This window comes from Pseudanabaena minima str. Chao 2107 (assembly GCF_051131155.1).
Taxonomy (GTDB): Bacteria; Cyanobacteriota; Cyanobacteriia; order Pseudanabaenales; family Pseudanabaenaceae; genus Pseudanabaena; species Pseudanabaena minima.
On record NZ_CP159508.1, the window covers coordinates 4,383,973 to 4,400,877 of the forward strand.

Sequence of the window (16,905 nt, forward strand, 5' to 3'; positions counted from 1 at the left end):
TTTTAGGTTTGGCTATAGAATATATCAATCACGCACAGGTCTATGCGAGGGCAAATCCATGACTCTGCAACCATTAACACAGGAAGCGATCGCCCCAGAGATCGACTATCCAGATAGTGACGGTAATCCTATGTCTGACAATACCGAGCAGTTTCGCTGGATTGTTATCATCAAAGAAAATCTAGAGATTATGTATGCTAACGATCCAAATGTATTTGTGGCAGGAGACTTGGCTTGGTATCCTGTACGCTATACCCTAAGACGTATGGCTCCAGATGTGATGGTTGCATTTGGCAGACCTAAAGGTAGGCGAGGTTCTTACAAGCAATGGCTAGAGGATAATATTCCTCCACAGGTTGCTTTTGAGATTTTGTCACCCAGCAATAAAGATAGTCGCGGTATTGATGCTCTAGATGAGAAGTTTACATTTTATGAAACCTATGGCATTCAGGAATATTACATTTACGATCCTGATGATTTAACCTTAGAAGGCTGGCAGAGGCAAGGCGATCGCCTAACTCCAATTGTCTCAATGAGCAACTGGGTGAGTCCACTGTTAGGAATCCGCTTTGATTGGGTAGCAGGGCAAGAATTAAAGTTATTTCGTCCCGATGGACAACCATTTTTATCGACCATAGAGTTAGATCAACAATTACAGCAATCAAAGATTCAAGTTTGGCAGGAACAGCAACGCGCTGAACAGGAACGTAAACGTGCTGATCGCCTTGCAGAGCGTTTACGTGCTTTGGGTATCGATCCAGATGACGAATTTTAAAATATTTATTGACTTCCATACACATAGCGATCGCCAAGCGACCGATCTCATCAATCTGCAAACTCTGCACGTTACTCCAGAATTGCAAGCTGAATCCTTACCGAATCCTTGCAGTCTTGGCTTGCATCCTTGGTTTGTACAACCAGAGACGTGGGAAGTCTCATGGGCAAATCTTGTAGATTTAGCAAAATTGTCACAGGTGGTAGCGATTGGAGAATGTGGATTAGATCGAAATATTGATTTGCCTTTAGAAACACAAATTTCTATTTTTAAAAGACATATCGAACTTGCTGATGAGTTACAGAAACCTCTTGTAATTCATTGTGTCAAAGCATTTGCGGAATTAATTGCGTTAAAGAAAAGCACTAAATCTTCGATACCTTGGATTATTCATGGATTTAATAAGAAAGAAGAAGTATTTCAACAATTGCTCAAACATGATTTCTATTTCTCTTTTGGAGCAGCCATTTTAAGCGATCGCACTCCTGTGACTCAGGCGATCGCTACCATACGGCAAGGTAGATTCCTTTTAGAAACTGATGATCGCAATGATATTAGCATTGAGCAAATTTACGATCGCGCCGCTAGCCTGCGCCATATTTCACTGGAAACGCTGCAAACACAATTAGTTGAAACTTATCGTCAATTGACTAGGCTGGGCTGAATCTTCAATAGAATCAAGTCCATCCATTCCTAAGCCAATCTCACTGAGTAATTCTTGAGCCGCAGTTAACATTTCAGGTTCTAGGTTTTTGAGATCTTCGCGTGTGCTGAGATAGGTCTTAAGTGCAGTCATCGGATCGAGAGCCTCAGCTGTACTTAGCTCAGGTAATCGTGTGCGCGGATTTTGGCTAACTACTTCAGGAATCAGCGAGTAATTATGGGCGATCGCCATTGCTTCATGTAACAGGCGATCGTCGATCTGGGCTAACTGCTCAGCTTTGACTTTGTAGATAAGTCTGGCGATCGCATGATCGATTTTCCCTTTGGCGATCGCTTTCAACAACTTCCCTTGTGGATCTGCTGATTGGGTTACATCTACTTCCATTGTCCGAAATGCACGAGTCGGAATTGCACAAAACTCAAACTTTACATTCCCTTTCTCTACTTCTAGCCAGCAATAACCTTTTGATTCATTCTCTTCACCAAAATCTACTCGCTCAATACTTCCTGGATAAACCACAAGCGGTTGTGTCGCCAAAATCTGATGACGATGCACATGTCCGAGCGCTACATAGTCAAACGCCTCACGGGTTAACATTGATAATGGAATTGTGAAACCTTTACCCGCCGCTAAAAACCTCTCCGCGCCATAGGTAGCTGTATCCACCATCACATGCGCCAGTAGAATTGTGGGTAACTTGGGATCAAGCTGACGGATTTCGCCTTCGATGACAACTTGCAAGCGATCGATCAGGAATTGACTTACTTCAGTCATCGAGAAGCCTTCTGTCTCAGATTTAGTCAACAAAGTTGATCGCGTAATCCAAGGCAAAGTAATAATCTGAATATCCCCTGCATCTGTGGAAATCCGATGGGTGGCGATCGTGTCGCCTACGGTGAAGTTCGGCACAGCCAAACTACGATAAATCGCTAGACTTGCACCGCCCACACCCTGCGAATGTTGATCGTGATTTCCGACTAATAACACCGTGGGAATACCAGCATCTGCAAGGCGACGAAATTGCTTGGCAAAGGCTTGCTGCACAAGTGGCGGCGGCGTAGCATCAGGGAAGGCATCGCCACCAAATAGAACGATATCGGCTGGCTCGTTAATGGCGCGATCTATACAGATTGTCAACGCTGACACAAAATCTTCTAGACGAGTATTCAATCCTGTTTGCGGATTGACTTTGCCATGGGTAGTACTACCAAGATGAATATCTGAGAGATGGAGAACTTTAATAGTCACTATATTTATTGTGCTTATAGTTATAACCATCAATGTTATGACAAAACTAAAACCCCAGAGAAAGATGCGGCGCTTTGTGCCACAACTCTCTCTGGGGTTTTACGTTCTAAAAGGAAAAGGGGGGCGCAAATCGCCCCTTCCTTTATGTTACTACACGCCTACAGGTGTAGGAATTTGACTGAAAGCAACAGATGGCTTGTTGAATACTTGAGCAAGGTGACGAGGAGCGCGATCGCACCAGTTCTTCTTGCCGTAGACATATCCTGCAATCAAGGGCAGCGCTACAGTAGCTTCGGAGTAAACCATTTGCTCTTGGACAATATCCACCTTGCCCCAAGAATGTGCTTCCTTCAAAGTCGAACCAGATAGAGCACCATCGCGTTCGTCAGCAACAGTGATTTGAACTGCATACTTGTGCATTGCTGCCTCGAAACCAAGCAACTCAGCCGCAACCACAGTATCTTGAGCGAAGTTCTTAGGAACACCACCACCGATCATAAATAGACCAGTGTGAGGGCTTGCCAACTTGCACTGAGTCAACTCGCGGAAGTCACGTACAGAGTCAATGCTGACATGCTCTTCAGGAGAGAACCACTGATGATGGACTAAGCCAAAACCTGCGGAACAATCGCTGAAAGCAGGAACGAAGATGGGAACTTGATGCTCGTAAGCTGCCAAAACGACAGAGTGACGGTTTTTAGCATTCTTATCGAGGTATGCACCCATTTCATGGATGAACTCGCGAGAAGAGTAAGGGCGAGGAGGAAGAGAGTTGGCAATTTCCGCGATCGTCATGTCGCAAACGCGCAATTCGTCTTCGTCGATGTAGGTGTCATAGATGCGATCGATCGCATTTTCACGGAGTACTGTGTCATCAGCAAAAGTGTCACCGACGTAGTGGCGAAATCCGAGGGCTTCAAAGAAGTCTTGATCAACGATGTTTGCGCCTGTAGAGACAATCATGTCTACCATGTTGTTGGCGATAAGATCGTAGACAACTCCTTTAAGTCCTGCACTAAATAAAGAACCTGCCAAACACAGGATGATCGCGCAATCTTTGTCCTTGATCATATCATCGTAGATATGAGCCGCACGTCCAAGGTTTCTACCTTGAAAAGCGGTATTTGCCATTGCGTCAACCAATCCGACCACATCAAAGGCTTTGATGTCAATGTGTTCAACAGTCTGCTTAAGTAGTTCGCGTTTCATGATTCTGTTTGTCCTAGATGTTATGTGTTGTAAATGTATGCAAGAAAAATTTGATCAGAATTCAATAACAGAACAAGCAAAATCGCACACCAATGATCTAGGAAGTTTTTCCGCGATGACACATATTTCATGATCGACAGTAACTATCATTCAAAAGATAGATATTGCTGATTTGAAACATCACACGCCAAAAATCTCTATTAGCCAGAGGTTTTTAACCGCTTATTCAGTTTTGAAAATACTTAATCTTCTCCATGGTGAGAAGCGATCGACCTAGGTTGTTAACAGTGGTTACAACCCTGATAGTTAGAAGGTCGATCGGAACATACTAGGTCCTTCACAGGCATCATCCCAAGAAAGAGTAGGATCAGACTCGCGTCTTTCACCCAACTTTAGGTTGAGGAGCCAATCACATCCAAGCAATAAAACCAGTTTTTTCAATTTCTATTTAGCTAAGTGCAACAAATCCTTATTTATGATAGCACTTTTTTGAGTAAACACAAGCAAAATGGCGCTAGAGAATTTACATATAAATGCGTTTAATTATGTATCAGGAGACTTGTAGAGATTTAAAGCCTCCTTCTTGAAACAAAGACGTATTTTCATACAGGGGCGATCATGATGACAGCGCAGTATCAGGCGGCTCTACACTCCTATGCAGAGGGTCGGTATGAAGAGGCGATGCAGCAGTTCTCGGAATTGTTGTACGATGATCCTCGCAATCCCAAACTGCATATTTGGTTAGGCGCAACCTTCCGTAAGGCAGGTAAGATTGAGTATGCTAAGGTGCAATACCAACAAGTGTTGACTCTCACGGATGATCCAGACTTGCTTGATCTTGCAAGCACTTCGCTTGCTCAAATCCAAAATAAGTTAGCTAGTATTTCTCAAAATGGTAACTTAAAAAAAGATATAGATTCCCTTAGTAGTCTCAATAATAGTCCCAAGATTAAAGAAACTAGTTATGCCGATAAGGCTCAGGAAGATAACTATAGGGCTTTGCAGTTAGAGACTGCTAGTCTTGGCGCAAAATTAAAAAACACATTTGGCGATGGTAGTATTTCCTACATTATCGACCATGATGATTCGTCAGCGAGTGACCTGACCATACTAGCGCCCTCTCCAAGTAAACCAAAAGTTTCTGGTAAAACTCAGGTTAACGGTAATGGGGTAATTCCACCTCCACCTGCGGTCGCTGCTCTATTTAAGAGTCAGCAAGATGAGGAACAACCAACAGTTTTTCAAGAGCAGCAGATGCTAGACGAGCAGACTCTGATGGTTGGAGATGTAGAAAATATAATGGTTAGAGATAAAAATCCAGAAGAAGATATAACGGATAAGGTTTCATTATCAATTTTGAATGAGACGATCTCTAATATTCAGGAAGTAAGTCAACAGAATAAACAAAAAGTCGAATTTCCGCCCGTAGAATCAGTGTTTTTGGGTTGGGGGATGGATTCTCAAAATACTGATGAGCATAGTAGGGTTAGTGGAAAAAGAAATTCTGCTTCGGCGATCGCTTTGGAGGACATGTTTAGATTCTCTAGTGTTAGTCAAAAAATTACTTTATGGGGTGCTTTAGTCGCGACTGTTCCTGCAATCATCTTGGGTGTAGCAGCTTACCAAGTGGGGGATGGGTTGTTATTAAACAAGGTTAAGCAAGCACAGCAATTGGAAGCGATCGCCTTAGCAAATGCGACCAGAAATTTTTTAAATCAGCAGACTAATGGTGTGGATGTGTTGCAAAAATTATTGGTTTCGACTGAAGTCGGACAGAATACTTTGCTAAAGTCCGCAGATCCGAAAGTAACCAACCCTCTTGCCGCAATGCCAATTGCTCAGCAACGTCAATATAAGCAGCAATTGACTAATCGGTTAAATCTCTATGGTCAAGCTTATCCTGATTACACCAGCATTGCATTGTTTAGCACTAGTGGAGAGTTAATCGCTCAGTCAAGCAAATCGAAAACTCTCCAAACTCTTAATCCTAATATCCTCAGTAAAGTAAGTTCTGTGGATAATGTCTTGTTTAGTAATCCCGTGTCAGGGAAAGATGGGGTTAATTTTTATGCAGCTAGGTCAATCAAGAGTTCTGTTTCCCAAAAAGTCAACATGATTTTGCAGGTGGAGATTCCTGTAAAAAAATTGGTAAATGATTTAGCTAGTGGACGTAACGATGGTAATGAGAATAGAAGTTTTTATATAGTTGATAGCACTAACAAATATATTGCAAGTTCCCAACCTGTCACAGTGGGCGAAGATGCGTTAATAAATTTTGCAATGCTACCTGATCTGCGAACTGCACAGTCCTCAGGTGTCCAAGATACTGTCAAGAGCGATCGCAATGGGCAACTACTTGCCTATGCGCCTGTGCCTGCTATGCAGACCTATGACAATCTGACTTGGGATGTATTAACGGCAGTAGATAAGACTAAGGCAATCGCAGGTAATCAAAATTTACTGTTGGTGATTGGTATTGGTATTGCGGCTACACCTCTGCTAGTAGCAGCGATCGCCTATGCTTTGTCAAGAAGCATTAGTACTAGACTTAAGGATATTCGGGCTGCTTTACGTGATCTTAGACAAGGAAATACTGATGTGAGTTTTGGAGCTTTGAGTGTGGAAGGAAATGATGAGCTTTCAGACATTTCCTTAAGCATTAACAAAATGTCAGAACAATTCCAGACGATGATGCAAAAGCAAGAACAAGAAAAGCAAGACTTACAGCTACAGGTAGTGAAGTTGTTTAAAGTCTTGGCAAAACTTGCGAGAGAAGAGAAACGTGAAGTTAAAGATACTGATTTGTCCGATGAGAACATCTTGTATTTAGGTAAAAAAGTACGGGCGGAGATGGTACAACGCCATGCTGAAGTTGAGAGCTATCGCCAACAAAAGGAAGATCTTCAGCATCATTTGGCGCAGATGCTCAAAGACATCCAAGCTTTAGCTGATGGTGATCTTACTGTTTCTACTCATTCTGTTGATGGTAGTTTAGCGAATGTTGCCATATTTTTTGATGATGTCATTCGTGGATTGCAAAATATTGTTGGTCAAGTTAAATCCTCGGCAAATCAAGTGAATTTCTCCCTTGGTCAAAATGAACAGGCGATCATGAATCTTGCTAGTGTCTCTCAAAGACAGGTCGATACCGTGACGCGATCGCTAACCACAATGCAGATGTCTAAGCTATCAGCAACGAAAATTGTTAATAATAGTCAGCAAGTGGTGAAATCATCACAACTCGTATCAGAAAAATTATCTGAGAGCGATCGGTCTATTGATGCTGTGATGTCCAAGGTTGGAGAATTGCAAAATACAATCTCCACAACGGCTAAGAAGGTCAAGCATCTGGGTGTGGTGTCCCAAAAAATTTCTAAAGCGATTTCTTCAATTAATGAAATAGCAATTAAAACTAACTTTCTTGCCATCAATGCGACTCTGGAGGCATCTCGATCAAATGATACTAATAATGGATTTGTATTAGTTGCCGAAGAGGTAGGAGAACTAGCTGCTCGTTCAGTGGCTGCGACTAAAGAAGTGGAAAGCCTGCTCAGTAGTATTCAAAATGAGACTAACGCTGTGATGGCAGTGGTTGACTCTGGTAGTACTCAACTCTCAGAAAGTAATGACTTGGCGATTACTGCTAAGGATAGCCTGCAACAAATTGCCCAAATCTCACAACAAATTGATGGATTAATGGTGGCGATCGCTGAGGCAACAACTTCACAAGCTCAGACCTCTGAGGGGGTTGCCAACTTAATGAATGATATTTCACATATGGCTAAAAGAACACTGGCTTCTTCTTCAGAAGTATCCAAGTTTATCAAAGCTACAAGAGGTTATTCTGGAGAACTCCAGCAATCCTTATCTCATTTCAAAACTCGCTAGAAGCAATGCTTTGGGCGATGTAATTATTGGTGATTTGAAGATAGAAGTTTGTCAGAGATAGATGTAATGGACTTTCCTATGATTGAAATAGCGACACAAACAAAGACAATTTTTTCTAAGGAAGCTCAAGCTTTTACCTATGATTTAAAAAATAAAATTTTAGAATTAGATGTAAATCTACCCAAATTCCAGCAACAAATTGATGGCTTAATTTCTGTAATTAAGTTATTGCAAGATGCAGCTATTAAAGCTGATTTTTATATTCCCAGCTCGTCTTTTGGGGAAATAATTTATAACTTTGAACTGTTAATCAACCAATTCCGCGATCGCCATGCTGAAATTGATTGGATTACCAAAGAGTTGATGATTGAATTAATCAATATGTCTAATCAAATAATCAATGAATATTGTTTAGGTATAGATTTAGCTAGGGATTGGCTCGAACTACAGCGTAACTTATTTGCTCAAATCAATGAACATCTACAGTCGGAAGAAAATGAAATTAGCTCGCAAAGTATTTTAAAACTTCATGGTTTACAACTCCATAATAGGGAAAATGAACCTTTTAACTTAGAAGACACTCCAGAAGCTTTACATCTGTTTGATTTGGATTTTGATCTAGATCCTAATCAGGAAGAAGCATATATAAATCCAACAAACAATATAGACAATTCCGATAGTTTTCTAATGATTCAAATAGATCAAGAAGACCAAGAAGATAATTATTTAGATCCTGATCAATTGTTTCAAGATACTTCAGGAAGTTCTGCTGACGAATTGTCGATTTTATTCCCCAATCTGTTGGGTGACTCTTGTACGAGTGAGTTAGATGGATTGACTGAAAATTTGCAGGATTCTCATGAAACTAGCAATGAAGAAAGATTACCAGTGCCAGAACTGTTTACTGATATGTTTTCAGTAATGTCTGCCCAGCAACTAAATGATGCAAGTAATGACGATGAAACGGAGATTCAAGGGGTTAGTTGGCATGATTATGAAGTGAATGTAGGTGATCTGGGAGGGTTAGAAGATAGCCTTGAGCCTGAAGATACTCTAGATAATGTTTGGGCTAAATTTACAGCAATGGAGTCTTATGCGAACTCGAATGACGATGAAGATCTAGTGCCTGCTTTTGACTTGTCTGACTTTGCTTTATCTGATTTTGACTTATCTGAATTATCTAATGATGATATTGAGGAAGACATGACTGCCAGCAGCTTTTTTGAGTCAACAGATCTGGACATATCTAGCCTAGATGCTGAGCCAAATCTCCAACCTAAAGAGCCTACTAGTTCTCATCCGCCAGAGCTAGATAGTAGCTTAATGTTAGCTGAAATGCTCAAAGAAGACTTTCCTGCTTCAGATATTGACACAGCTATTGAAGAATCACCAATCTATCAGAATAATCCTGATGATGCTAATTCTGCTTGGAATGACTTATCACTGATGAATTTTGGTGACAAAGAAATTTCCTATGAAGATTTTTCGGCTTTGTCCTTAGATGTAAAACCTGAAATGGATGCTGATGTGAGTTCTATTGATAATAGTCAATTGGATGTTCAAATTGCTACAAAAGTCAATGATGCAACAATTAGACTTCCTTTAAATCATTTAGAAATGTTGGGGGATTTGTCGGAAGAATTATTAGTTCGTAAGGGTAGTTTAGATATTTATTTAAGTGAAATTAAAATCTTGTCTGAGGATGCTCAAAAACATTTGCAGTTGTTAGTATCTAGCTCAGACAGTCAGCCTCAAACAGCGATCGCTGGGTTACAAAATGCAGTTGAGCAGATTAACAGCGTACTTGCGCTCACTGAACAGCAAACATATGCGATGAGTCAGGATGTCTATCAATTAAGAAAAAATCTGCGCCAAGTCCTAAAACATCCGATTTCTAGTCTTGTCAGAAAGTTTCCTCGTATTTTGCGAGATCTATCGCTCCAGTATGGGAAGCAGGTGGAGTTGGTTGTGCAGGGCGCTGAGGTTGAAGTTGAGAGATTAATCTCCGAAACCGTCGCTGAGCCACTTGAGTTACTACTGCGGAATGCCTTTAAGCATGGTATTGAACCTCCTCTTGTGCGTCAACAGCAGGGAAAAGCATCTCAAGGCAAGATTGAATTTATCGTAACTCAAACCGATGAAAGCACAATCATTAAGGTTAGTGATGATGGTTGTGGCATTAATATAGAAAAAATTCGCCATCAAGTTGAACAATCGGCAGCGATCGCAGGGATGTCGGGTTTCTCAACTATGGATATGAGTGATGAACAGTTAATGGGGTTGATTTTTGAGCCTAGCTTTAATCTTGTGCGTAGTAATTCATATACAGAGACAGGAACTAGACTATGCGATGTGAAAAAGAAGTTGCGAGAGTTGGGTGGTACTATTGCGGTGCAGTCCCAGAGAGGTAAAGGCACTCAATTTACATTGGTTTTACCAAATATACTCTCTTTAATTCGGGTGCTACTGATTGATATCAATCAAATGTGCTTAGCAATTCCCAGCAAAATTATATTGGAAGTGGTTCCGTGCGATCACAATGATCATGATTTTGAGCAACCTGAGACTTTCCAATGGCGAGATCGTGTACTCCCGATTGTGCGGCTAAATTCTTTGTTAAAACTCAATTGTCGGCATAGTTTGAGTCAAGCATCGCCCCAATCAAACCGCTCTCCACAATCAATTAATTCAGCTGAAAGCCACAAACCAGCTCATGCTGTTCCTTCATTTTTAGTAATTAGTTACGAGAATCACCTATTTGCGTTACAAACTGATGGTTGCTGGCATGATCAAGAGGCAACGTTCCATCAAATTGAAGGAGACATCATCCTGCCGCAAATTTTTCTAGGTACAGTGATTTTGGGTAGTAATCAGGCTGTTGCTTTGTTAAACCCTGCGGAATTAGTCAATCAATTTCTACATGCTTATGGAGAGAATGTTTTAGAATCTCAACCAACTCAATCAAGTATGGATAATCTGAGCAGCCTCTCTGACTTTTTTAATGCAGGAGATTCTGTGTCAGAGCCACTTCTTGTTAATCCGTTAGGAACAGTTTCTGAGAGTAGTTTAGAGCGATCGCCTGAGACTGAAAACCTAGAAAGTTCGGGACTATTTACCAGTGAGCTAGTGAGCCATCAGGTCAGGCGATCGCATCAACCAAGAATATTAATTGTTGACTCTTCAGCCAATGTGCGACGTTATCTAGCGATGACACTTACCAAGTCTGGATTTTTGACTGAGCAAGTTCAAGATGGCAAAGAGGCGATCGCTTTTCTCAAAGACTGTTTGGGGATGGGATTAAATGTTGACGTAGTGATCACCGATTTGGAAATGCCTCACATGGATGGATTTAAGCTTTTATCGAATATTCGTACTGATGCTGATTTTCAAAATTTACCCATCATTGTACTTACCACCAAGAACAACGAAAATGATCAGAAGCTGGCACTAGATCTTGGTGCAAATGCCTACTTCAGTAAGCCGTATCGAGAACAAGAACTAGTTAAAAAATTACATCAACTTATTTCAGGATAGTTGTTCTACTATAGCTATCGCTACTCGTGTTATGACAAAACCAAAACCCAAGAAGAGAATTGCGGTGCTTCGCACCGCAATTCTCTTCTTGGGTTTTATGTACTAATACACTTGGCGACAGCTATAAAAAAAGTGGCGGCGCTTCGCGCTGCCACTTTTTTTAAGTATGGTTTCACGGTTTTGCAGTAAAATAGAGAGTCAGATTTTTGATGGCGCAACTTCGCTGTGTAATCAAAAATACGGCTCTTGATTGAATTGCAGAACCCTTAGAACATAAAAATCCAAAATGATGTAGCGATTTTGGATTTTGGTATGAAGTGTTGATAATAGGGACTAGTATATGTAGTGTAAACTACAACATAGTTCCGCTCATTTTAATTATGGTAATTATAATAAATGACTAAAATTTATAGTTCGAGACATATATTCTAAGTATTTATACTGGGGGATTCAGATTCCATTTATATGGAACTGTTAGTTCAGACTGGTAATTCAGTTAAATTTAGTACTCCAATTTCATGCAAGGTAGTCTCAACAATCCCTATAAGTTATTGCAGGTTATTGCTCAAAGAGAGCTAACAGGATGTCTATCGATATCTATCCCGCAAGATGACTCAATTGGTTGGCAGTTGTATATAGGTGGCTCTCGATTATATTTTGCCACAACCATTGGTTCTAGCCCTGAACGCTTTGGGTTACTCTGGCAACAAATACAACCAGATCTGCCATTACCAAGACTTAGTGAAGACAAATCAGAATATGAGAGTCTCTATGAATGGCAACTGGAACATAACCTTTCCCTTACTGATTTTCGTCGATTGCTTCTAAGTTTATCTAGAGAAGCACTAATCCATGCCATTTCGCATACTAAAGCCTATGTGAAATTTGAATCTAATGTTTGTATTAAACCCGTACTAATTGCTGCACCATTATCGGATTTAATTAAGCCGATTGTTAGTCATGTGCGCTTTTGGCAAAAACTCCATACCCACATTTCCTCTCCATTTTCGCGAATCTATCTCGATCGCAGTAAAGTCAAAAACTTTAGTAATTTTTGGGAAAATGCTAATAAGGCTACCTTAAACGCTCAAGGAGAAAATGGTTCATCTCCAAATATCAGCTTACAAAATATCAGCTTAACAGTTTGGTTGGATATCTTAGAGCAGAAACTAAGCATCTACGAAATTTGTCACCAGATTGGCAACGAACCTCATGTGTTATCAGCTTGGTTGAGTCCATTGATTGCTAATAAGACTTTGGAGGTTTTTCCCTCATCAACTGGTGCGGCGATCGCTTTTCAGGCTCCCACTGGTCCATTGATAGCCTGTATTGATGATAGCCATACAGTCCAGCGTCAGGTCAAAATGGTGTTGGAAATGTTTGGATTTCAGATTTTGGGAATCACCGATCCAACTAGTTGTCTGACTTCATTAGTTCGTCAAAAACCTGCACTGATTTTAATGGACATTACTATGCCAGAAATTGATGGCTATGAACTTTGTACCATGTTGCGCCAATCACGACATATGCGAAATGTCCCAATTGTTATGTTTACAGGTAGGGATGGGATCATTGATCGGATGAGGGCGCAGCTTGCGGGGGCAAATGACTATATTACTAAACCAGTAAATGCCGACAAACTAGTTACTAAAGTTCAGAGACTACTCCAGAACAATAAATATCTAAGCAATCAACTTATTGGTGATATTGATGTCACGATTGGTGGTTCTTCGAGCCGTTTATAGTAACTTAGTGAATTCACAAAGTTAATTAACAACACTAAATTAAGCCCAAAAATCATTGAAGACTTTATGAAAACAGTACTTGTTGTCGAAGATGGACATGCAGAACAACAACTTATTTCCAGCTTGCTATTACGTTCTGGCTTTGATGTTATTTTGCAAGGAAATGCTGAAGATGCTTGGCAATGGCTATCAAATCATACCCCACCAAATTTGATTGTTTTAGATGTGATTATGCCAGGTCAAAGTGGTTTAGATTTATGTCGCACCATTCGCAATCAGGATGAACTGAAGCAGATTCCTATTATCTTTTGTACTTCTAAGGATCAAGAATTCGATAAGTTTTGGGCTTTGAGACAGGGAGGGAATGCTTATTTGACAAAGCCCTTTGCTCCTAAGCAATTGCTAGACACAGTTTATCAGCATGTTAATTAGCAATTGCTGATTGATTTGTTAAATCGTTTTGGTCAGTTGCTTAAGAATAATTCTATGATTCAAGAATATTGCCGACTTAGGGTTTCATCATTACTGCGGATTGCTATATCAGTAGATTATGTTGATGAGGTTATCCAGTTGCAAGCTCAAGATATTAGTCCTATCCCAGGAGTTCATCCCTGTTTGTTGGGTATTACTAATCAACGAGGTAGTTTGTTATGGGTTCTGCACTTGGAGAAGTTCTTTGGTATTCAGCCAATGCCTTTGGCAAAAACAATGAAAGCGATCGCCCTACGTCTGGTTATGCCAGATGGAGAAACTCGTCGCCTTGCATGTGTAGTGATGGGGCTTGAGGAAATTATTAGCCTTGATACGCAAAAGCTTTTTCCTGTGCCAGATAAGTTACCACTACGTTCTAAATCTTTATTGTTAGGGTTAGCAAAGATTGATGGCAATACCTATGGAATCGTCAATATTAATGAGGTGTTTCGGATTTTAAATCCTGATGTGGGGGAGCGTGAAGAGAGCGCTAAATTAGTTGGTATTTCAACTGCATAGGGATTTTTTAGGTGAATGACGCATTGCGTCATTCACCTAAATTTAATTTGTCTGATAACTTCTAATAATTTCTAATAACTTCTATGACACCAAATAACGATACTTTAGCTTCAACGGTTATGTCTGCTAATGGTAATGGACATGCTAATGGTAATTCACCGCAGGCAAGTGATCCGATGGCTCAGATTCTGTCAGCCTATGACTTAGAGAGTCAGGGAGATCTAACAGGAGCTAGAGAGATTTATCAACGAATTATTGAGCAGGATCAGGATGGTACGTATGCCGCGATCGCGAGTAAGGCGATCGAAGCTATGGGTGAAGGGCAAAGTGGTGCAGATTTAATATCAACTAATGAAGAGCATGAGAAGCGATCGCTAGCGATCGCTTCGCTAAAAAATTCACAGGCTAATTCACAAGTTGCATCGTCGTCATCAGCAGCTCAAGTATCACCTCTACGCAAAGATGTCCCAAAAGCTAAAAAGGTTACCAAATCGTCAAAGGCTGAATCGAAAACAAAATCATCTTCCCTAAGTTGGTTTTATGATTTACCCGTTGGACGGAAGCAGTTTACTGCTCTACTCGTTTCTGAATTCCTTTCTTTGTCGTTAGTTGGTTTTGGTGCATTCTTGATTGGACGCTCTTTGCAGGATCAGTTATTCAAACAGGCGCAGTCAGAAGTATCGGTTATGGAGATTAACTACAACATCAAAATTAACCAGATGGGATTTGGCTTTCGAGGGCAATCAGATAATGCTGCGGTAATTAGTGCTGCAAGTACTTATGCCAGTAAGCAGCCGATGCCAGCACCATTAAAAGAACAGGTGAAAAAGATTCTGGAGAATGAGATCAAGGCAAGAAAGATTGAATATGCAACTCTAGTGGGGGTTGATGCCAAGGTGATTGTTAGTGCCAATAGCGATCGCGCAGGGCAAGATTTTGATCCCAATAATCTAGTCAGCGATATTCTTAAAGATCCCAATCAAATCAAAGCGACTGCAATTGTCAGCGCTGATGATCTGCAAAAGGAAGCACCTCCCTTACCGAATGGATTTACGCCGACGGATGCGCTGATTCGCTATACAGCCACCGCCGTTAAAGATCCTGCTACCCAGAAAATTATTGGTGTCCTGATTTCAGGAGATATTGTCAATCAAAAAGCACCAATTGTAGAGAATACCGTCAAAGCTCTAGCCTCAACCCAGCCAACAGGCAAAAAGGGATTAGGTGGTTATAGCGCTGTGTATTATCGCAAACCTTCAGGAGAATTTGCGATCGCTACTTCTGTCGAACAACTTAACTCTGAGACGAGTAATCTAAACCTGCCGATGTCAGGTGATGCGGCGGATGAGTTACTTAAACGAGCTATCTCTGTGGGCAATGGACAAACAGTGACGGGTCGGGTTCTAGTCGGCAACACCTACTACACAATGGCGGCTAGAGCAGTTCCCAATCGAATTGTCGAAACAGACACAGGAAGTTCACCAATATACAGTAATGAGCCTGTCGGTATTTTAGTCCGTGGTACACCTGAAACTGAAATGAATGATTTGCTGAAAAACACTTGGATTTCTCTGAGTATTTCGGCAGCGATCGTCATTCTCTTGGATATTTTGTTGGCAAGATTTTTAGACCGGGTTGTTGCCAAGCCTGTACAGGCGCTTACCCCGATCGCCAAGCGATTTACATCGGGCGATCGCAAGGTGCGGGCAGAGATATTTGCCAATGATGAAATCGGGGAATTGACCCAATCATTTAACAGTATGGCAGATAGCATCGAGATGTCTGAGCAGACCCTAGCCCAACAGTCACTACTTAAAGAACAAGAAGCAGAACTTCAACGCAAAGAGAAAGAATTACTTCAAAGAGAAGTTATTAATTTGCTCTTAGAAATTGAAGGCGCACAAAAAGGTGATTTAACTGCTGAAGCAAAGGTAACTGATGGCGTGGTGGGATCGATCGCCGATGCGTTTAACGCTACGATTCGCAAATTACGGAAACTGGTAGAAGAAGTCAAATCTACAGCAATCCACGCGGAATCTTTGGCAAAGGAAAGTGAAAACTCGGTGCAGAAATTTTCCAGTGCATCCTTAGCACAGTCTGACGGGATTGCTCAAGCACTAGAAGCTGTAGAACAAAATACCCAATCGATCGCTCAGGTGGCTCAATCTGCTCAAGATGCGGCAAATGTAGCCAGACAAGCGGCGATCGCCGCCCGTGAAGGGGATGCAAAAATGGATCGCACTGTTGTTAGTATTAAAGCCATTCGCTCTACAGTTGCCGCTACCGCGAAAAAGATGAAGCAACTAGCAGAGTCATCGCAAGAGGTTTCGCAGATTGTATCGATTATTTCTAGCATTTCCGAAAAGACCAACTTACTTGCCTTCAATGCCTCGATTGAAGCCGCGAGGGCTGGTGAAAATGGACAGGGATTTCGTGTAGTTGCTGATGAGGTTCGTCGTTTAGCTGACCGAGTTACTGAGGCAACCAGAGAAATTCAATTGCTGGTTACTAACATTCAGCATGAGACTACAGAAGTTTTAAAAGCGATGGAAGTAGGGACATCGGAAGTAGTTGCAGGTACACAGTCGGTTGAAGAAACTAAGGATACCCTTAAGGACTTAGCAGAACTGAGCCAGACCATCGATAACTATTTGCAGAAAATTTCCAGTAGTACGATTTCGCAAACGCAGGTCTCCCAGAAGGTGAATGGTATTATGGAAAATGCCAATGCGATCGCTCAATCCACAGCAACAGATACGCAGACGGTAGTTGCTTCACTTCAAGTACTGGTGGGTGTTGTTGATGAGCTACAGACATCCGTGCGTCAGTTCCGTCTAGAAAAATCTGCGTAA

The 16,905-nt window shown here is 41.2% G+C and carries 10 protein-coding genes; 8 read left to right on the forward strand and 2 right to left on the reverse strand.

The window, feature by feature from the left end; translation table 11 throughout:
• Positions 1-58 precede the first annotated feature (58 nt).
• Complete coding sequence (locus ABM313_RS19905; RefSeq protein WP_434684897.1) at positions 59-775, forward strand: Uma2 family endonuclease; 717 nt, start codon at positions 59-61, stop codon at positions 773-775.
• Positions 762-1,439 carry a TatD family hydrolase gene (locus ABM313_RS19910; RefSeq protein ID WP_434684898.1) on the forward strand — a complete coding sequence of 226 codons (678 nt, stop codon included), beginning with the start codon at positions 762-764 and terminating at the stop codon, positions 1,437-1,439. Before ABM313_RS19905 ends, ABM313_RS19910 begins: the two co-directional genes overlap by 14 nt.
• On the opposite strand, the gene sbcD is transcribed toward ABM313_RS19910, so the two are convergent.
• Together sbcD and ABM313_RS19920 are read right to left on the reverse strand one after the other, a co-directional pair.
• On the reverse strand, positions 1,401-2,687 hold the full coding sequence (gene sbcD, locus ABM313_RS19915; RefSeq protein ID WP_434684899.1) for an exonuclease subunit SbcD: 1,287 nt from the start codon (positions 2,685-2,687) through the stop codon (positions 1,401-1,403). The two genes, ABM313_RS19910 and sbcD, sit on opposite strands and share 39 nt — an antisense overlap.
• A gap of 150 nt (positions 2,688-2,837) precedes the next feature.
• Positions 2,838-3,896, reverse strand: a complete 1,059-nt coding sequence (locus tag ABM313_RS19920; RefSeq protein ID WP_434684900.1) for a 1,9-bis(guanidino)-5-aza-nonane synthase — start codon at positions 3,894-3,896, stop codon at positions 2,838-2,840.
• Positions 3,897-4,514: 618 nt separating this feature from the next.
• Between ABM313_RS19920 and ABM313_RS19925 the strand changes: the two genes are divergently transcribed.
• The 6 genes from ABM313_RS19925 (at position 4,515) to ABM313_RS19950 (ending at position 16,905) form a co-directional block, all read left to right on the forward strand.
• A complete protein-coding gene (locus tag ABM313_RS19925; RefSeq protein WP_434684901.1) occupies positions 4,515-7,784 on the forward strand; it encodes a methyl-accepting chemotaxis protein in 3,270 nt (1,089 codons plus the stop codon).
• Positions 7,785-7,850: 66 nt separating this feature from the next.
• On the forward strand, positions 7,851-11,318 hold the full coding sequence (locus tag ABM313_RS19930) for a response regulator (protein WP_434684902.1): 3,468 nt from the start codon (positions 7,851-7,853) through the stop codon (positions 11,316-11,318).
• Positions 11,319-11,836: 518 nt separating this feature from the next.
• Positions 11,837-13,063, forward strand: coding sequence for a response regulator (locus ABM313_RS19935; protein ID WP_434684903.1), 1,227 nt, complete (start codon positions 11,837-11,839; stop codon positions 13,061-13,063).
• Between the two features lie 66 nt (positions 13,064-13,129).
• The gene (locus ABM313_RS19940; RefSeq protein WP_434684904.1) at positions 13,130-13,495 is read left to right on the forward strand and encodes a response regulator transcription factor; all 366 of its coding nucleotides are present in this window, start codon (positions 13,130-13,132) and stop codon (positions 13,493-13,495) included.
• A 54-nt stretch (positions 13,496-13,549) separates the two neighbouring features.
• Entirely contained in the window at positions 13,550-14,053 is a 504-nt protein-coding gene (locus ABM313_RS19945; RefSeq protein WP_434684905.1) for a chemotaxis protein CheW, read from the forward strand.
• A gap of 83 nt (positions 14,054-14,136) precedes the next feature.
• On the forward strand, positions 14,137-16,905 hold the full coding sequence (locus ABM313_RS19950; protein ID WP_434684906.1) for a methyl-accepting chemotaxis protein: 2,769 nt from the start codon (positions 14,137-14,139) through the stop codon (positions 16,903-16,905).